The following is a 19,002-nucleotide window of genomic DNA, read 5'->3' on the forward strand; positions in this document are numbered from 1 at the left end:
CGTGAGGATGTGGGTCGATGAGGACCAGTACGAGGCCGGGTCGGATACGCCGGTTCTGCATGGTGTCCATGAGCGCGGCGGTCGCCGTCTCGCTCGCGGGGGTCGGGGCGCAGGCGGGAGCGGAGCCGGACGCGCCGGTCGGTCCTCCCGTCGAAGCCGCGCGCGTGCTGCCGCTGCCGCCTGAACTCGATCAGGCTTTCTACCGCCAGCTCCCGGACGTGCTGGCCGCGGCCGCGCCCGGCGAGGTGATCGCGGTGCGCCAGGTCAACCTAGCGAATTTCGGCCTCATCCCGCTCAATGTGGATGCCTGGCAGGTCTCCTACCGCTCCAGCGACAGCAGGGACCAGCCGATCTCGGCCGTCGCCACGCTGATCAAGCCGCGCGGCGTCGCGCCGGAGCCGCGCAAGTTGCTGTCGTTGCAGATCGCCGAGGATTCGACCGCCGGCTACTGCACGCCGTCCTACGCGCTCCAGCACCTCTCCGTCGCGCCGCTGCTCGGGCAGATCGTGGCGCCGGGCGAATTCGTATTCGCCCAAGCCGCATTGCAGCAGGGCTGGGCCGTGGTCATCCCCGATCACCAGGGGCCGAATTCCGCGTACGCCGCGGGTCCGCTCGGCGGTCGCATCACCCTGGACGGCATCCGCGCCGCGACGTCGTTCGCGCCGCTGGAGGTGGGACCCAACGCGCCGGTCGGCCTCTACGGCTACTCGGGCGGTTCCATGCCGACCGGTCACGCCGCCGAACTACGGGCCACCTACGCGCCCGAATTGAACATCGTCGGCGCGGCGCAGGGCGGTGTCGGCGCGGACCTGGGCGCGACGCTGAACATGGCCAACAACCAGGCCACCGCCGGACTGGTGTTCGCCGCGGTGATGGGTCTGGCGCGCGAGTACCCCGAGTTCGCGGCATTCCTCGACCGAAAACTCGATCCGCTCGGCAAGGCACTCGTGGCGGTCAAAGCGCCGCTGTGCGTGCAGTACCAGTCGGCCCTGTTCCCGTTCCTGAATCTGAAGGGACTCATCAAGACCCAGGGCGATCCGCTGCTCGATCCGGTGGTGGCCGCGATGCTGGAAGACACGAAGCTGGGTAAGACCGTGCCCGACGTGCCGATGTTCATCTGGCATTCGGCGTGGGACGAGATCCTGCCGCTCGGCTCGACCAACGACCTGGTGAACACCTACTGCCAGAACCCGGACGCACGGGTGCAGTTCACCCGTGACCACGCCAGCGAGCACATCGTCGCGGAGGTCACCGGCGGCCCCGCGGCCCTGCTGTGGCTGCGTGACCGGCTCGATGGCGTGCCCGCTCAGCCGGGGTGCAGCACCAGCGACATGCCGACAATGCTCGCCACCCCGGGCGAGCTGCCGTTCCTGGCCGCGGTGTTCGGCGAAACCGTCGCCTCGTTCTTCGGGAAGCCGATCGGCGCACGGTAGTTGGAAGATGAAGCACCGCCCCGGGATGTGCGTGGCACGTCGCGGGGCGGTGTGGTCTTCGGACGGTCGCTATCGCGTCGGTCTCACCCGGAAACGCTGCGAGCCGGATGCCGTGGCGGGCAAGGAGACCCGCCGGGGCATCCGGCTCGCGATCGTTTGTGCGGTCAGCGCCTCAGAGGTGGGCGATGGCCGCCCAGCCCGCGACCTCTTCCGGCCTGCGCGCGGCGGGACCGGTGTAGATCGCGGCCGGGCGCACCAGCTTGCCCAGCTGCTTCTGCTCCAGGATGTGCGCACACCAGCCCGCGGTCCGGCCGCAGGTGAACATGGCGGGCATCATGTGCGCGGGCACCTCGGCGAAGTCGAGGATCACCGCGGCCCAGAACTCCACGTTGGTCTCGATGGCGCGGTCGGGGCGACGCTCGCGCAGCTCGGCGAGCGCGGCCTGCTCCAGCGCGGCCGCCACCTCGTAGCGCGGGGCCTGCAAACGCTTGGCGGTGGCGCGCAGCACGCGGGCGCGCGGGTCCTCGGCCCGGTACACCCGGTGACCGAAGCCCATCAGCTTCTCCTTGCGGTCGAGGATCCCCTTGACCAGCGCACGGGCGTCGCCCGTCTTCTCGACCTCTTCGATCATCGGCAGCACGCGGGCCGGGGCGCCGCCGTGCAGCGGACCGGACATCGCGCCGATCGCGCCGGAGAGCGAGGCGGCCACGTCGGCGCCGGTCGAGGCGATGACGCGGGCGGTGAAGGTGGAGGCGTTCATGCCGTGCTCGGCGGCGGAGACCCAGTAGGCGTCGATGGCCTCGGTGTGCCGCGGGTCCGGATCGCCCTTCCATCGGGTCATGAAGCGCTCGGTGACCGTGGTGCACTCGTCGATCTTCTTCTGCGGCACCGCGGGCTGGTAGATGCCGCGCGCCGACTGCGCCACGTAGGACAGCGCCATCACCGAGGCGCGAGCCAGGTTCTCGCGCGCTTCCTGGTCGTCGATGTCGAGCAGCGGCTGGTAGCCCCAGATCGGCGCGAGCATGGCCAGACCGGCCTGCACGTCGACGCGCACGTCGCCGGTGTGCACCGGAAGCGGGAAGGGCTCGGCGGGCGGCAGGCCGCGGCCGAACTCGCCGTCGACAAGTAGCGCCCACACGTCGCCGAAGGTCACCCGGCCCGCGACCAGGTCCTCGATGTCGACGCCGCGGTAGCGCAGCGCGCCGCCGTCCTTGTCCGGTTCGGCGATATCGGTGGTGAAAGCCACCACGCCCTCGAGGCCGCTGACGAAATCGCTGGGTACGGTGGCCTGGCCACCGGGAACCGCGGGGCTGGTAGTCATGTTGTGACTCTCCTTGCACTTCGGGTCGCATGGGTTCTCGCCGATGAGGGTGCTGCTCGCCGAGCACATGCCGATCACCAAAACCTTAGCCCCCTGCTACCGCGGAGTAACGTCTGGCCCATGCGTGACCTGGACAATTCAGCGCCGGATCCCGTCCTGCTCCCGCCGGACGCGGGACGCAACGCGATCGAGCTCCCGGTGGACACCGACCTGTCGTCGATGCGGGCCGAGTACGGCGGCGCGCCCTTCGGCTCCGGCGAGGACATCGACCTCGACGAAACGTGGCTGGCCGGGGGCTGGGAGCCGCTGCTGCGCCACTGGATCGAGCAGGCCACCGCCGTCGGCATCGCCGAACCCAACGCGATGATCCTCGCCACGGTCTCGCTGGCGGGCGGCGCGCCGCGACCGGTCGCCAGAACGGTGCTGTGCAAAGGACTCTCACCGGAAGGTGTGACTTTTTACACGAATTACGACTCCGCCAAGGGCGCGCAACTGGCCGCCGTCCCGTTCGCCGCGGCGACGTTCCTGTGGCCCGCCCTCGGCAGGCAGGTGCACGTGCGCGGGCCGGTCGAGCGATCCTCCGCCGATCAGACCTCGGTGTACTGGCGCTCGCGTCCACGTGACTCCCAGCTCGGGGCGTGGGCCTCGCACCAGTCCCGCCCGATCGGGTCGCGGGCCGAACTGGATCGCGCGCTGGCCGAGACCACCGCGCGGTTCGCCGACGTCGACGAGATCCCGGTGCCGCCGCACTGGGGTGGCTATTTGCTGCGTCCCGACGAGGTGGAGTTCTGGCAGGGCCGACGCGGCAGGCTGCACAACCGGATTCGGGTGCGGATCGCCGAGGGCCGGATGATGGTCGACCGTTTGCAGCCCTGACAAGATCTGATCATGTGATGAATCTCGCGTCGTCTGGCCGGCCGGAAACTCGCTAATCTCCGGCCGGTGAAGCTGCTCGCCGACACCACCCCGCTGCGCAATCCCGACTACCGCAGGCTGTGGACGACCAACATCGTCACCGTCATCGGGGCCCAGCTGTCGGTGGTCGCGGTGCCGCAGCAGATCTTCCAGATCACCGGAAGTTCCGGATATGTCGGACTTTCCGGGCTTTTCGGACTCGTGCCGCTGATCCTGTTCGGGCTGTGGGGCGGTGCGCTCGCCGACGTCATGGACCGGCGCAAACTGATGGTGATCACCACCGCGGGCACCGGCGTCACCGCGGTGCTGTTCTGGGCGCAGGCGGCGGCCGGGCTCGACAACGTCTGGGTGGTGCTGGTCCTGTTCGCCGTGCAGCAGGCGTTCTTCGCGGTGAACCAGCCGACCCGCAGCGCGGCCATCTCCCGCATCCTGCCGCCCGAACAACTCGCCGCCGCCAGTTCGCTGAGCATGACCGTGCAGCAGGTCGGCGCCATCGCGGGGCCGGTGCTCGCGGGTGCGCTCATCCCGCTGATCGGGCTGTCCACGCTCTACCTCGTCGACGCCATCGCCCTGCTCGTCACGCTGTGGGCGGTGTGGCGGCTGCCCGCGTTCCCGCCGACCGGCGACACGCGCAGGGCCGGATTCCGCACGGTCCTGGACGGTTTCACGTACCTGGCCACCCAGCGCATCCTGCTCGCCTCGTTCCTGGTCGACGTCATCGCCATGGTGTTCGGCATGCCGCGCGCGCTGTTCCCGCAGATCGCTCACGAGACCTTCGGCGACCCGGCCAGCGGCGGCGTGGCGCTCGGCCTGCTGTTCGCGGCCATGTCGGCGGGCGCGGTGCTCGGCGGCGTGTTCTCCGGGTGGATTCCGCGCATTCGCCGCCAGGGTCTCGCCGTGATCGTCTGCATCGCGCTGTGGGGCGTCGCGATGGTCGGCTTCGGGCTCGCGGTCGGCTTGGCCGGGCAGCTGTTCGGGCTCGGCGTCTGGCTGTGGATCGCGGTGGCGTTCCTCGCTTTCGGCGGAGCGGTCGACATGGTGTCCGCCGCGCTGCGCACCACCATGTTGCTGACCGTCGCCACCGACGAGATGCGTGGTCGCCTGCAGGGGGTGTTCATCGTGGTGGTCGCTGGTGGCCCGCGGGTCGGTGATGTTGCCCACGGTTTTGCTGCCGCCGGCCTGGGTACCGCGGTCGCCGCGGCGGGCGGCGGCGTGCTGGTGGTGATCGGTGTCGTGCTGGCCGCGTTGGCCTTCCCAGCATTCGTTCGCTACCGGGTCGCCCGCCCGCACACCGAATCGCTGCCCGCCTGACCGGCGAAACCTCACGTGACGACACGGCGTTTGTGAGGTCGCTCGGTGGGCACCCTCGTGGCTGGGCCGCGTGGACAGCGACTAGCGTCTAGGTAATCGCACCGCCGTGCCGACCGCACTTCGATGCCGACGGTCCTAGCCTGAGAGGGATCCTTCCGTGCCCGAGAAAGACATCAACGACGCCAAACCGGTGCTGAGCTACCCGGGTGGCGAATACGCCATGACGATCACCGAAGCCTCCGAAGGCAACGACGGTGTCGACCTCGGCAAATTGCTGGCCAGCACCGGGTACGTCACGTACGACCCCGGATTCATGAACACCGCCCCGACCAAGTCGGCGATCACCTACATCGACGGCGAAGCGGGCATCCTGCGCTACCGCGGCTACCCGATCGACCAGCTGGCCGGTTCCTCGACCTTCATCGAGGTCAGCTACCTGCTGATCTACGGCGAGCTGCCGACCCAGGCTCAGCTCGACGAGTTCACCGACCGGATCCGCCGCCACACGCTGCTGCACGAGGACCTCAAGCGGTTCTTCGACGGCTTCCCGCGCAACGCGCACCCCATGCCGGTGCTCTCCTCCGCGGTCAACGCGCTGTCGGCGTACTACCAGGACTCGCTGGACCCGCGCGACCCCGAGCAGGTCGAGCTGTCCACCATCCGCCTGCTCGCGAAGCTGCCGACCATCGCGGCCTACTCGTACAAGAAGTCCGTCGGCCAGCCGTTCCTCTACCCGGACAACTCGCTGAGCCTGGTGGAGAACTTCCTGCGCATGACCTTCGGTTTCCCGGCCGAGCCCTACGAGGTCGACCCCGAAGTGGCGGCCGCGCTGGACATGCTGCTGATCCTGCACGCCGACCACGAGCAGAACTGCTCCACCTCCACGGTGCGCCTGGTCGGCTCTTCGGACGCCAACCTGTTCACCTCGGTGTCCGGCGGCATCAACGCGCTGTGGGGCCCGCTGCACGGCGGCGCCAACCAGGCCGTGCTGGAGATGCTCGACGACATCAAGGCCCAGGGCGGCGACGTCAAGGAGTTCATCCGCAAGGTCAAGAACAAGGAAGACGGCGTGAAGCTCATGGGCTTCGGGCACCGCGTCTACCGCAACTACGACCCGCGCGCCTCCATCGCCAAGAAGCACGCCGACGCCATCCTGCGCAAGCTCGGCGGCGACGACGAGCTGTTCGACATCGCGCAGGCGCTGGAAGAGGCCGCGCTCACCGACGACTACTTCGTCTCGCGCCAGCTCTACCCGAACGTCGACTTCTACACCGGCGTCATCTACAAGGCCATGGGCTTCCCGACCCGCATGTTCACCGTGCTGTTCGCGATGGGCCGGCTGCCCGGCTGGATCGCGCACTGGCGCGAAATGCACAGCGAGCCGCTGAAGATCGGTCGTCCGCGCCAGATCTACACCGGTTACGGCGCGCGCGACTACCGCGAGATCACCAACCGCTGACAATCCAACCCACCTATCGAAGGGGATAGCCGAATGACCAAGCCGGTTGTCGAATTCCAAGAGGGCCCCGCGCCCACCGAGCTCGTGATCAAAGACCTTGTCGTGGGCGAGGGCAAGGAAGCCGTGCCCGGCGGCACCGTCGAGGTGCACTACGTCGGTGTCGAATTCGACAGCGGCGAGGAATTCGATTCGTCGTGGAAGCGTGGCGAATCCATCACCTTCCCGCTGCGCGGCCTGATCCAGGGCTGGCAGGACGGCATCCCCGGCATGAAGGTCGGCGGCCGCCGTCAGCTCACCATCCCGCCGGAGCTCGCCTACGGTCCGGCCGGCGCGGGCCACCACCTTTCCGGCAAGACCTTGATCTTCGTGATCGACCTGCTGAACGCAGGCTGATCGGCTGACTCGCTCGTGGCCCGCACTCCTCGGAGTGCGGGCCACGGTCGTATCCGGGGCAATTGGGTGGAACCGGAACGGCTTCCGTTGCGTCGAAGATGATGTGGGCATCGTCCGGCACCGTCGCCCTCGGCAGAGGGAAGCCACCGCCGCATGCTTTCCGGACCGCACCGATCGGTCGGATCTGCGGTGGGGCCATTGGACATAGTCGCCGGAAGACGTAGGCCGCGGAGGGGAAGCAGGGTGATGCGAGCGATGAAGAAGGCCGTGCTGATGGTGGGGGTGCTTGCCGCGGGGGTCGGGCTGGCGGGGTGTGGGGGATCTACCGGTGGGGAGGCGCAGCCTTCCGGTGGTGTGACGAGCAGTGCGACAACGGCTGTCGGGGTTGGCGGTGGATGTGCCGAAGGGGTCCAACCCGTGTACGGATGTGCCTGAGAGTGTGCTGAAGTCGGAGCGGTTGGTGAAAGGTGTCGCCGACAACAAGGCCAACGCCGACGGACCCAATGGCACCAAGTGGCGAGGCTGTAGATGGGTCATCGCTGGCGGCAACGGTTATTCGGTGGCGATCCAGGCATCGAATCTCACCATTCCGTATGTTCGCGAGCACTACTCGTTCGACGTTCGAGAACTCACAGTCGCAGGTCGACCGGCGATCACTACGCGCCGCAACGAGACTCGCGCCAGCGAGGTTTGCAATGTCAACGTTGAGATCTGGTACAGCGATGCCAACGACCGGTTCCCGCGCCCACTGAAGTACCTCAGCCGGTTCGCCGTGCAGAACGATTTCGATCAGCACCGTCTCGGGGTGCGCGCCCGCTACTCCCGCGACGAGCTGGAGGAGATCGAGTTCGCGATGCAGACGCTGTCCACCTCGGACATGCGCATCGAAATCCTCGGCGGCTCACGGAAACACAAGAACAGCACGGGCGAGGTCAAGCAGTACCGCATCCTCGGGGCGCGCAATGTCTCGCACGCGGTGGTCGCGTTCCAGACCGTGCTCGACGACGAGAACGGCCCCATCCGGCTGCGGACCTGCCCTCCGGAATCGCTGGCCGCCCAGATCGTGCGATCCATCCCGCCGTGCCAGCCGGGCAAACAGCAGCCCGCCACCTTCCATCCCGACGATCTGCGCCCGAATCGCGACACCTATCTACAGGACAATGCCCGCAACACCCCGCGGGAGCAGTATCGACGCCTGCTCGGCAGGCCCGCGGACGGCGGCGGCTCGGCCGGTCTGCGCGTCGGTCCGCTGCACACCCGGCCCGACGCCGTGCACACGTTGCAGTGGTACGACATCGCCGACGACGGCCGCTACACCGAGGTACGCGCCCAGCACATCAGCGTGCGGCCGACGACGCCCGCCGATCTCGCGGCCGCGTTCTCGCGGTGGATCGATGGTGCCGTGCAGCGCTTGCGGGAGGCCGACGACGACCGTCTCGACGACCCGCGCTGGCACAGCAGGCTCGGATAGCGGCGTTCACTCGCGGACGATCTCGACCGGGTCGGTGAGGGCGAGGGCGATCGCGGACTGCTGGGTGGTGCTGCGCATCGGGAGGGCTTCCATGGCCTTGCCAGTCTGTGTATTGAGGTTGGTCACGATCTGCTGTAGCTGGGTGACCCCGCCGGTGAGCTGGCCGATCGCGTCGACCAGCTGCGCGCCGCCCTGTTCGGCGAGCTGGGGGAGACCCTCCGCGAGCTTGGCGCCCTCGTTGAGCTGGGCGCTGGCGGACTGGAGGCGGCCGACGACGGTACGCAGCAGCGCGCCCAGGTCGGTATTCGGGTCGACGGCGCCGCCGACGAGCAGGTCGAGGCCGTCCAGCTGCGAGCCCGCCTGACCCGAAACCGCGCGTAGCGCATCGAGTTTGCCGATGATGTCGGCCAGCGCGGGATCGTGGGCGAAGGGCAGCGCGCGCAGCAGCGGCAGGATCTGGTCGAGGCCGGTGCTGACGGTGCCCGCGGTCTGCTGCACCTGCGCGATCGTGATCCCGGTCGAATCCAGTGCCTCGGCAAGCTGATTCGCCTGCACGGCCGCGCCGTCGATGGTGTCGTTGAGCATGGCGATGGCCGAGGTCAGCTGCGCGGAGCCCGATCTCGCGAAGTCCAGGAAGCCGAGGAGCTGATCGGCGCCCGCGCTGAACTGATCGGCGCCCGAGGCCGCGGCATTCACCCCGGCGCCGAGCAGCTGGGCGGTGAACTGCACGCCGGTGAGCTGGCTGCGGGCCTGGGCGACGGCGGCCAGCGCGGTATCCACGCCGGTCGCGCCGATGCGGTGCGTCACCGCCTGGACGGCCCCGTTCACCAGGTCGCCGTCGGCGTTGTCGTGCGCGGCGACGGTGACGATGGCGCGCTGCGGTTGCGGACCGGCCAGCGTGCCCATGGACTGGGTGAGATCGGCGGGCAGCGTGATCACGGCGGCGTAGTCGTCGGGGTCGGTCTCGCCCGGCTTCGCCATGGTCCACTGGTAGCCCGCGCCGTCCTGCTCGAGCGCTTGCACGATGCGCGCGCCGGTCGGGCCGGTGTCGGCGTTGACCAGTGCGATCCCCGACGGCCCCGAGCCGGGGCCCGCGCAGGCGGTGAGTCCACCTCCGATCGCTCCTGCGGTGACGATCCCAACGGCGAGCAGGGCCCAGCGGGCGCGATGTCCGATCACGAAAACCGACCCTAGGGATCGCTGCTAACGGTCCCGTTGGCGTTTCTCTGAGAGTTCGATAAGGGCGCAAAGGTTTTCGTTGCGCTCAACGCCGCTCTCGCGATGCTCGCCACCATCGCGCGACAGCTGGGCGGCCATCGCCGATTCTCCGAGGGGCCCTCGACACCGCGGTACTCAGCGGCCGCGGTAACCGGACCCGTTCGACGTGAACTGGCCGTCGAGGCGATGCCGCTCCGGCAGGTCGAGCACCAACCGCGCGCCACCGAGCGGACTGTCCTCGAAGTACGCCCGCCCGCCGTGCAACTGGGCCTGCTGGGCGACCAACGCCAGGCCGAGCCCGGAACCGCCCTTGCTCGCCTGGCTGCCGCGATAGAACCGGGCGAAGACGGCGTCGCGCTCCTCGACCGGAATGCCGCGCCCGTTGTCGTCGACGGCGATCACGATGTGGCCCCGCGGTGTTCGGTGCGCCGAGACCACCGCCTCGGTGGCCCCGCCGTGCTTCACCGAGTTGGCGAGGGCGTTGTCCACCGCGAGGCGCAGGCCCGCGGGCAGGCCGCGGGTCACCAGTTCGGCGTCGGTCTCGATGCGCACGGTCAGGCCGGGGAAGTGGCGCATGGCGTCGTGCGCGGCCTGGTCGCACAGGTCGCCGACGTCGGTGTCCACGTGATCGCGTTCGTTGGTGAGATCGCCGGTGGCCAGCCGTTCCAGCGCGGCCAGCGTGGTTTCCACCCGGCCCTGGCTGCGCTGCAGGTCGGCGAGGATCTCCGCGCGCTGCGTCTCGTCCAGGTCGAGGGTGCGCAGCACCTCCAGGTCGGTGCGCATGGCGGTGAGCGGGGTGCGCAGTTCGTGCGCGGAGACTGCGGCGAAATCGCGCGCGGTCTCCAGCGCGGCCGCGGTCTCCTCCTGCGCTTGATCCACCCGTTGCAGCATGCGGTTCACGGCGTCGGCCAGCTCTTCGGCCTCGCGCATGCCCTTGCCGTCGACCGGGGGTTGCGGATTGTCGCGATCGGGAAAGGCGCTACGGGTGCCGACCTGACTGGTGAGGTCGACGATGGGCCGCACCGCGCGGCCTGCGAGCAACCAGCCGAGCGCGCCCGCGGCGGCCACCGCGAGCAGTGCGCCGCCCATCACCCAGCGCTGCTGTTCCGCCGTGGCGCGTGCCGCTTCGTCGGCCGGAATGCCAAGGGAGACAGTGCGATCCGGCGGTTGGTTCTCGGTCGTGGTGAGCACGCGGTACGGGACGCCGCCCACGGTGACGGTGCGCGATCCGGTGGACAGGTCGGGAAGCTGGACCGGGCTGCTCGCCACCACGGAACCCTTGTCGCGCACCGTGATCGCCATATCGTCGTTGAGCCCGGTCAGCCCGAGCACGCCGACCGCGATCACCGGGTCGAGCAGGACGAGCCGGGACGCGACCGCGAGTTGCTGGTCGCTCTGCTGCAAGTTGGTGCGCTCGATCGCCTGCACGGTGATCGCGCTCAGCGCGGTCACGATGATGACGGCGCCTGCCGCCGCCGCACCCGCCACCCGGGTGCGCAGCGAAAAGGTCTTGCGCCCACGCGTTTTCATGGCACGGCCGGATTCATTTCGGCGCTCGCAGGACGAATCCGACGCCGCGGATGGTGTGCAGCAGACGCGGGGTGTCGCCGACCTCCAGCTTGCGGCGCAGATAGCCGACGAAGACGTCCACGACGTTGGTGTCGGCGGCAAAGTCGTAGCCCCACACCAGTTCCAGCAGACGTTCCCGGCTCAGCACCACGCCCACGTTGCGCGCCAGCGTGGACAGCAGCTCGAATTCCCTTTTGGTCAGCTCGATTTCGGTGCCGTGCAGCAGCGCGCGATAACCCGCGACGTCGATCTCGAGCGGACCGACGGTGATGGCGCCGGGGGTCGCGGGGGCGGGTGTGTCGGTGCGGCGGCGCAGCAGCGCGCGGATCCGCGCCACGAGCTCGGCGAGCACGAACGGTTTCACCAGGTAGTCGTCGGCGCCGGATTCCAGCCCGGAGATCCGATCGTCCACCGAGGCGCGGGCGCTGAGCACGCAGATGGGTACTTCGTTGCCCATGGCGCGCAGCGCGGTCACCACCCCGGCGCCGTCCAGCACCGGCATGTTCATGTCCAGCACGATGGCGTCGGGGGCGTGCTCGCTCACGCTGCGCAACGCCGCGGCGCCGTCCCGGGCGACCAGCACCCGGAAACCGGACAGCCGCAGCCCGCGCTCGACGGAGGCGAGCACGTCCTCGTCGTCGTCGACAACGAGGACGGTCGGCGTCGAGGTGGTCACGTCGTTCATTCTGCCGCTCTCGGGTGCGGTCGTCGGTCAGGCGTCGATCAGTAGTTGTGGCAGGACGCCGCCACGGCCTGGATCGTCTCGCGCAGTCCCGCCGCTCGCGGATCGTTCTCCGCCTCGCGCGCGGCGCCCGGGTTCTGGTCGACCAGGCGCTGGAACTCGGCGCGGCGCTGCTCCACCGGCTGATCGAAGCGGCGCTGGAGCTCCGCCTTCCTGGACGGGTTCGCGTCGAGCATCGCGGCCAGCTGCGGCGCCTTGTCGTGCAACGCGGCGTCGACCTGGGCGAAGGTGCAGTCCGAGGCGAGCAGCGGGGCGGCCAGCTCCGCCGGGTCGGCGGACGCGAGCGCCGGGGAAAGCAACATCGCCACCGTGGCCATGCTGCCCGCGGTCAGCGCGGCACGACCGGTGCGACGACGGAAAGAGTTCATCGAGAATGCCTCCAGTTCTTCGAGGGATCGAGCGAAAGCGCATCCGACGCTATTGCGAAGCGCTGGCACGCGTGTGAGCTATCCCTGAGAAAGTTCTGAGGGCACGATCGCCACCGGAGGGGAATCAGGACGGCGCAACGGGATCCGAGTCGGGCAGGGTCGCCTCGCCGTTGTCCGCCGCCGCGTTCGCCTCCTCCTCGTCGGCCCTGGTGGTGATGATCTGATCCTCCAGCGCGGCGAGCACGGCGGGGTCCTCGATGGTGGAGGGCATGTCGTAGGTGTCGCCCGCGGTGATCTGCCGGATCGTCTTGCGCAGGATCTTGCCCGATCTGGTCTTCGGCAGCCCGGCGACGACGATCGCGTCGTGCAGCGTGGCGATCGCGCCGATCTTCTCGCGCACCAGGGCGATGAGTTCCTCGCGCAACTGGACCGGGTCGACCTCGACGCCTTCCTTGAGCACCACGTAGGCGATCGGGCGCTGGCCCTTGAGCTCGTCGGGCAGACCGATCACCGCGCACTCGGCCACCGCCTCGTGCCCGGCGATGGCGGCCTCGATGCTGCCCGCCGACAGCCGGTGGCCCGCCATGTTGATCACGTCGTCGCTGCGGCCGAGGACGTAGAGGTAGCCGTCCTCGTCGAAGTAGCCCGAGTCGCCGGTCAGGTAGTGCCCGGGGAAGGCCGACATGTACGAGCGGCTGAAGCGGGGCTCGTCCTGCCACAGGCCGGTCAGCGTGCCCGGCGGCATCGGCAGCCCGATGACGATGTTGCCCTCGGTGCCCGCGGGGACGGGGTTGCCCTCGGCGTCCAGCACCCGCAGTCGATAGCCGGGCACCGGCACCGAGGCCGAACCCGGCTTGATCGGCAGCTCCTGTAGTCCTAGTAGGTTGGCGCAGATCGGCCAGCCGGTCTCGGTCTGCCACCAGTGGTCGACGACCGGGCAGTCGGGGCGGTCGGCCAGCAAGGTGCCGGTCGCCCACTCGTAGGTGGCCGGGTCGAGCCGCTCGCCCGCGCAGAACAGCGCGCGCAGCGAGGACAGGTCGTAGTTGCGGGCCAGCTTGGCCTCGGCGTCCGCCTTGCGGATGGCGCGCAGCGCGGTCGGCGCGGTGAACAGCACGCGCACGCCGTGTTCGGCGACCACGCGCCAGAAGGCGCCCGAGTCCGGGGTGCCGACCGGCTTGCCCTCGTAGAGCAGCGTGGTCGCGCCGACGAGCAGCGGCGCGTAGACGATGTAGGAGTGGCCGACCACCCAGCCGACGTCGGAGGCGGCCCACATCACCTGGCCGGGGCCGACGTCATAGATGTTGCGCATCGACCAAGCCAGCGCGACCGCGTGGCCCCCGTTGTCGCGGACGACGCCCTTCGGCTTCCCGGTGGTGCCCGAGGTGTAGAGGATGTAGAGCGGATCGGTGGCCGCGACCGGCACCGGATCGGCGGGCTCCGCGTCGCGCACCGCGTCCTCCCAGTCCAGCCACTGCGCCGCCACCGTGGCTTCGGAGCTCGGCAGCGTCTCGGTGGCTGCCTGGGGCGCGGCGAAGGTGATCGGGGTGAACTGGTCGGGCCGCTGCTTGACGATCACATGCCGCGGGGCGGTGGTCTCCGCGATGTCGAGTGCCTGCAACACGATGGGCGGGTATTCGATCTTGCGGCCCGGCTCGATGCCGCCGGAGGCGGTGATGATCAGCACAGGCTGGGCGTCATCGATGCGGGCGGCCAGCTCCGGGGCGGCGAAGCCGCCGAACACCACCGAGTGCACCGCGCCGATCCGCGCGCAGGCGAGCATCGCGATCACGGCTTCGGGAATCATCGGAAGGTAGATGACCACTCGATCGCCCTTGCGGACACCGAGCCCGGTCATCGCGCCCGCGAAGGTGGCCACCTCGTCGAGCAGTTCGGCGTAGCTGAAAACGACCTTGGCGCCGGTCATAGCGGAGTCGTATATTAGGGCCGGCTGATCGGCCAGGCCCCCCTCGTCGGCGGTGCCGGTGCGCACATGACGGTCGAGGGCATTGAAGGAGGTATTGAGGCTGGCATCCGGAAACCACCTGGTCACGGGCCTGGCAGTCGGGTCGACGATCTGGCTGGGGGGCACCTCCCAGTCGATCGCTTCGGCCGCGCCGGCCCAGAACTCGGCGGGATCGACCAGGCTGGTCTGATAGACGGGTCGGTAGTCGTGCTTCGCGTGTCCACCCGTCGACCGGCCACCGCCCTCCACCGAATCACCCTGTGATGCTGTGCTCAAACCCGTGACTCCCTAGCTTCGCCTCGATGCCCGCCTCGATAGATCTGGATGATTGTGGCAGACTTCACGCGACGCCCGGGTGGGTGCCGCGACCTTTGGTTTTGCCTGGAACGGGCAGGTCAAGGCCCGTAGCTATACTCGATGTCACCCAAGCTGTTATTGATCCGTTAGAATCTGATGTCACTTATTTCGGCCGTCGTAGACGCAATTTCTCGGCCAGCCGCAGTTCTCGGCCAGCTCCACCCGTCGAGCCAGCATGCGATTGTGGAGGTTCGCTGATGGCGCGCGTGAATGGGGCCAGTTTGGAAAGTGAGTGGGAGATGCGTGACGCCGCTAGGTCCGGCAAGAAGCGCTGGGCGCTCGGCAATTGGGACCTGCGCTGGAAGGTTACGGCGGTTCTTGCCGTGCCGCTGGCGGTCGCGGTGGGCCTCGGCGTGTCGAGGATTACCTCGGAGTTCACCGAAGCGAACCGCTTGGAAGGGGTCGCAGGGAACGTCGCGGCGATCCCGGCCGTCACCGGTCTGAGTGCGGCCTCGGCCACGGTCGCGGGCTCGCAGATGGTCTCGCTGTTGCCGGGCCAGAGCGTGGTGACCGACCAGGACCTCAGTGATCTGGACAAGGCGATATCCACGGCGCAGAGCGCCGTGAGCAAGCTCGCCGGGCAGCCGAAGGCCGAGGCCGCGCTGCAGAACATGATCACCGAGGCCAAGGGGATCCTGTCCAGAGGCAAGGCCGCCGCGGACTCCGCGGAGGCGCTCGGCGGGATCGACAGGATCCGCAACGACAGCGTGCGGATCGTGGAGAGCACCGTCTCGCAGGTGTCCGACCCCGCGCTGGACGCCGCGAAGCTGCGCCTGGTGGACTCGCTGAACACCCGCGCGACCCTGGTCGGCGAGCTCGCCGCGTTCAACGACGTGCTGCACAGCACCCAGTCCGGCATCGCGTCCTTCCTGACCGCCGCGAACACCGAGCGGCAGCTGCTGAACGTGCTCGCGCACCGCTTCCCCGACGGCGACGCCTCGATCGCGGACATGCGCGCGGGCGTCGACAACCGGGTCTCGCTGCTGGGCAGCCCGGAGGCGGCGGCGGGCAAGATCCCGCTCGGCGAGTTGAAGAACTCGCTGACCGGCAGCGTCGACGTCTACGAGCGAGTGGTCGCCAAGGCCACCAAGGACATCGACACCGCGATGGACGCGCTGGCGGCTCAGGCCAACCGCGACGCCTGGACCTATACCGCGGTCGTCATCGCGACCATCCTCGCGGCGCTGCTGCTCGCGGTGTTCGTCGCGCGCTCGATGATCGTGCCGCTGCACCGGCTGCGCCTCGCGGCGCTGCGCGTGGCGGAGAGCGATCTGCCGCACGAGGTCGCCCAGCTGCGTACCGGCGCCCGCCCGGAGGACGTGCCGCTGGAGCCGATGCCGGTGCGTAGCACCGAGGAAATCGGTCAGCTGGCGCGCGCCGTCGACGACATCCACGGCCAGGCGCTGCGCCTCGCGAGCGACCAGGCGCAGATGCGCCGTCAGGTGAACGATATGTTCGAGACCCTGGCCCGCCGCTCCAAGTCGCTGGTCGACCATCAGCTCAGCCTCATCGAGGCGATGGAGTACGACGAGAAGGACCCCCGCCTGTTGGAGAACCTCTTCCGGCTGGACCATCTCGCCGCCCGTATGCGTCGTAACGGCGACAACCTGCTGATTCTGGCGGGTACGAAGCAGCGCCGCGGCAAGTCCGCGCCGGTCGAGGTCGCCGACGTGCTGCGTGCCGCGATCTCCGAGGTCGAGGACTACGAGCGGGTCAAGCTCGGCGCGACGCCTCGCGGTTCGCTGAAGGAACCGGCCGCCTCCGACCTCGCGCACCTGTTCGCCGAGCTGCTGGACAACGCGCTGCGGGCCTCCCCGCCGGAGACCGACGTGAAGTTCACCTTCGCGCAGGCACACGACCAGGGCATGCTCATCGAGGTCGCCGACCGCGGCATCGGTATGCCGCCCACGGAGATGGTCGAGATCAACAGGAAGCTCGAGCAGACCGCGGAACCCGGCCCCGACACCGCCCGGCACATGGGTCTGTTCGTGGTCGGCCGCCTTGCCGAGCGCCACGGCCTGACCGTGCGGCTGCGCCCGACCTTCGACACCGCGCGCGATCCCGGTGTCACCGTGACGGTGCACGTGCCGATCGGACTGATCGTCGCCGGAGGGCCGATCTCGGGCCCGCAGCCCGTGACGCCGACACCGTCGCCCGCCGCGCCGCAGCGCCAGTCGACTCCGTCGTCGTCCATGCAGATGCGCTCGATCACCCGCACGCCGGGCGGCAACATGATGGTCACCGTCGATCCCGGGGTGAGCGGACCGATTCCGGTCAGCAAGCCCGCCGAGACGAGCGACGACGCCGCGGGCGGACTCCCGCAGCGTCAGCCGGGCAACGCGATGCCGACCGGACTGCGCCAGGACACGGCTCAGTCGAGCCCAACCCTGCGTCCGCAGCCCGGCCAGACCACCAACGGTCCGCAGCGCGGCAAGCTCGCCGCGGCGAGCCTGCCCAAGCGCAACCTATCCCCGGGTGGCCCGCAGCGGCCGACGCCGCCGCCGACTGTCAGCGGCGCGAAGCCGGGCGGCACCGGTGCGCCGCCGCAGCGCGAGACGCCGCAGTCCGGTGATCTCCCGCAGCGTCAGCCCGGTACCAACGGCGTACCGAAGCCGACCGTCGGCGGTCTGCCGCAGCGCCAGCCCGGTACGAACGGTGCGCCCTCGCGTGACGCGGCCTCGGGCCTGTCTCCGCGTGACGCCGCCTCGGGCCTGTCCTCGCGTGATTCGGCCTCGGGCCTGTCCTCGCGTGGCGCGGCCTCCGGTGGTTTGCCGCAGCGTGATTCGGCGGCGGGTGGTTTGCCGCAGCGTGATTCCGCCGCGGGTGGTTTGCCGCAGCGTCAGCCGGGCGCCAACGGAATGCCGCCGCGTAAGCCGTCTTCCGGCCTCCCGCCACGCGAGGGCGCCGCGAACGGTCTGTCGCAGCGCGACGCGGCGCCCAACGGTCTGCCGCAGCGGGAGCCCGGTGCGAACGGTGCGCCCGCGCGTGACGCCGCGTCGGGTCTGCCGCAGCGTGACCCGTCCGTCGGTGGTTTGCCGCAGCGTGAGTCCGCGTCCGGTGGTCTGCCGCAGCGCGATCCCGCGTCCGGTGGCTTGCCGCAGCGTGACTCGGCCTCCGGTGGTCTGCCGCAGCGTGATTTCGCCTCCGGCGGCTTGCCGCAGCGCGATTCCGCCGCGGGTGGTCTGCACCAGCGCGATCCCGCAGCCGGTGGTTTGCCGCAGCGTGATTTCGCCTCCGGTGGTTTGCCGCAGCGTGATTCGGCCTCGGGTGGTCTGCACCAGCGTGACTCCGCCTCCGGCGGTCTGTCGCAGCGTCAGCCGGGCGGCAACGGCCTGCCCCAGCGCGAGCCGGGCGCCAGCGGCGCACCGCGGCGCGACCCGTCCTCGGGTGGTCTGCCGCAGCGGCCTGCCGCGGCGGACCGCCTGTCGCAGCGCGAGGCCCCCAACGGCCTGCAACAGCGTCCTACGGCCGCACCGTCGCCCACCGGCCTGCCGCAGCGGGATCCCGGCGCCACGGTGATGCCGCAGCGCGAGGTGCCGCCGGGAGTCGGGCTGCCGCAACGGGAACGGACCGTGCAGCCCGCCGCGACCCACGCGGAACAGGGAGCCGAGCCGAGCACGCAGGCGGGCCGCGACCCCGGCAAGCACAGTTACCGGTCCAATCCGTCGAAGACGGCGTCGTTCTTCCAGACTCGCCTGCAACCCGCGGTCGAGCCCGGTTCGACGATGGACAGCCCGATCTTCGCCGAGATGATGTCGGCGTGGCTGGCCGATCCGAACCCGGACCGGTCCCAGATCGCCGCCTCCTTCGAGGGGGCGCCGGGCGACGAAGGTTGGCAGGCCGCACGCCGGGCCAGCGAGGCGCAAGCCGAAACAAAAACCGCCGCCGGCTTGCCTCAACGCAATCCGGGCGGGAGGCTTGTCCCCGGCGCCGTCAGCGGCACCGCGGATCGGGCGCCGAGCCGAGATCCGGAAACGATCAGGTCCAGCTTGAGCCGTCACCAGCAGGGCGTCCGGGATGGCCGTGCGATGAGAGAAATGAACCTAACCGGAGACAAAGGAGACCGATGAACCCCGATCTAGGTGGTACGAACCGTCAGCTGGATTGGCTGGTTTCGAACTTCGCCAACGAGGTTCCTGGCGTAGCTCATGCCGTCCTGGTCTCGGCTGACGGCCTACTCATGGCCGCGAGCGCCCAGCTGCCCGTCGACCGCGCTGAACAACTCTCGGCGGTCACCGCCGGCCTGGCCAGCCTCTCGGTCGGCGTCTCGAACCTGTTCGAGGGCGGCACGGTGCTGCAGTCGGTCGTCGAGATGGAACACGGATACCTGCTGCTGATGGCGGTCGGCGACGGCTCCTATCTCGCGGTGCTGACCAATACGTCCTGCGATATCGGACAGGTCGGCTACGAGATGGCTCTGTTGGTCGAGCGTGTTGGCCAGACGGTACAGGCCACGCCACGCGTCACGATGGGTTCCTGATG

The 19,002-nt window shown here is 69.5% G+C and carries 14 protein-coding genes; 8 read left to right on the forward strand and 6 right to left on the reverse strand.

Features of this window, described 5'->3' with window-relative positions:
- Positions 1 to 17: 17 nt before the first annotated feature.
- Positions 18 to 1,433 carry a lipase family protein gene (locus ACRWNM_RS04655; protein WP_431963835.1) on the forward strand — a complete coding sequence of 472 codons (1,416 nt, stop codon included), beginning with the start codon at positions 18 to 20 and terminating at the stop codon, positions 1,431 to 1,433.
- A gap of 172 nt (positions 1,434 to 1,605) precedes the next feature.
- Here the strand turns inward: ACRWNM_RS04655 and ACRWNM_RS04660 are convergent, their stop codons facing one another.
- The gene (locus ACRWNM_RS04660) at positions 1,606 to 2,754 is read right to left on the reverse strand and encodes a citrate synthase 2 (protein ID WP_431963837.1); all 1,149 of its coding nucleotides are present in this window, start codon (positions 2,752 to 2,754) and stop codon (positions 1,606 to 1,608) included.
- A gap of 120 nt (positions 2,755 to 2,874) precedes the next feature.
- On the opposite strand from ACRWNM_RS04660, the gene pdxH reads away from it, so the two are divergent.
- The 5 genes from pdxH to ACRWNM_RS04685 all read left to right on the forward strand — a co-directional run bounded on the left by pdxH (position 2,875) and on the right by ACRWNM_RS04685 (position 8,303).
- Entirely contained in the window at positions 2,875 to 3,630 is a 756-nt protein-coding gene (gene pdxH / locus ACRWNM_RS04665; protein ID WP_431963839.1) for a pyridoxamine 5'-phosphate oxidase, read from the forward strand.
- A gap of 66 nt (positions 3,631 to 3,696) precedes the next feature.
- Positions 3,697 to 4,980, forward strand: a complete 1,284-nt coding sequence (locus ACRWNM_RS04670; RefSeq protein ID WP_431963841.1) for an MFS transporter — start codon at positions 3,697 to 3,699, stop codon at positions 4,978 to 4,980.
- Between the two features lie 157 nt (positions 4,981 to 5,137).
- Positions 5,138 to 6,439, forward strand: a complete 1,302-nt coding sequence (locus tag ACRWNM_RS04675) for a citrate synthase (protein WP_431963843.1) — start codon at positions 5,138 to 5,140, stop codon at positions 6,437 to 6,439.
- A gap of 33 nt (positions 6,440 to 6,472) precedes the next feature.
- Entirely contained in the window at positions 6,473 to 6,832 is a 360-nt protein-coding gene (locus ACRWNM_RS04680; RefSeq protein WP_431963845.1) for an FKBP-type peptidyl-prolyl cis-trans isomerase, read from the forward strand.
- A 397-nt stretch (positions 6,833 to 7,229) separates the two neighbouring features.
- Positions 7,230 to 8,303: an ESX secretion-associated protein EspG gene (locus ACRWNM_RS04685; protein ID WP_431964519.1), complete on the forward strand. Its 1,074-nt coding sequence runs from the start codon at positions 7,230 to 7,232 to the stop codon at positions 8,301 to 8,303.
- Between the two features lie 6 nt (positions 8,304 to 8,309).
- Here ACRWNM_RS04685 and ACRWNM_RS04690 read toward each other — a convergent pair whose 3' ends face one another.
- From ACRWNM_RS04690 to ACRWNM_RS04710, 5 genes are all read right to left on the reverse strand, one after another.
- Positions 8,310 to 9,482 (reverse strand): hypothetical protein, encoded by a 1,173-nt coding sequence (locus tag ACRWNM_RS04690; protein WP_431963847.1) that lies wholly within the window; start codon positions 9,480 to 9,482, stop codon positions 8,310 to 8,312.
- A 174-nt stretch (positions 9,483 to 9,656) separates the two neighbouring features.
- A complete protein-coding gene (locus ACRWNM_RS04695) occupies positions 9,657 to 11,051 on the reverse strand; it encodes a sensor histidine kinase (protein ID WP_431963849.1) in 1,395 nt (464 codons plus the stop codon).
- 13 nt (positions 11,052 to 11,064) lie between these two features.
- Positions 11,065 to 11,775 (reverse strand): response regulator transcription factor, encoded by a 711-nt coding sequence (locus ACRWNM_RS04700; RefSeq protein WP_431963851.1) that lies wholly within the window; start codon positions 11,773 to 11,775, stop codon positions 11,065 to 11,067.
- 38 nt (positions 11,776 to 11,813) lie between these two features.
- Positions 11,814 to 12,200, reverse strand: a complete 387-nt coding sequence (locus ACRWNM_RS04705; protein WP_431963853.1) for a hemophore-related protein — start codon at positions 12,198 to 12,200, stop codon at positions 11,814 to 11,816.
- Positions 12,201 to 12,324: 124 nt separating this feature from the next.
- Positions 12,325 to 14,412, reverse strand: a complete 2,088-nt coding sequence (locus ACRWNM_RS04710) for an AMP-binding protein (protein ID WP_431964521.1) — start codon at positions 14,410 to 14,412, stop codon at positions 12,325 to 12,327.
- A 305-nt stretch (positions 14,413 to 14,717) separates the two neighbouring features.
- Here ACRWNM_RS04710 and ACRWNM_RS04715 point away from each other — a divergent pair, with 305 nt between their 5' ends.
- The gene (locus ACRWNM_RS04715) at positions 14,718 to 18,590 is read left to right on the forward strand and encodes an ATP-binding protein (RefSeq protein WP_431963855.1); all 3,873 of its coding nucleotides are present in this window, start codon (positions 14,718 to 14,720) and stop codon (positions 18,588 to 18,590) included.
- The gene (locus ACRWNM_RS04720; protein ID WP_011207200.1) at positions 18,587 to 19,000 is read left to right on the forward strand and encodes a roadblock/LC7 domain-containing protein; all 414 of its coding nucleotides are present in this window, start codon (positions 18,587 to 18,589) and stop codon (positions 18,998 to 19,000) included. The genes ACRWNM_RS04715 and ACRWNM_RS04720 overlap by 4 nt, the downstream gene beginning before the upstream one ends.
- The last annotated feature ends 2 nt before the right edge of the window (positions 19,001 to 19,002 follow it).

The sequence above is a fragment of the Nocardia sp. bgisy134 genome (assembly GCF_965341865.1).
Classification (GTDB): Bacteria; Actinomycetota; Actinomycetes; order Mycobacteriales; family Mycobacteriaceae; genus Nocardia.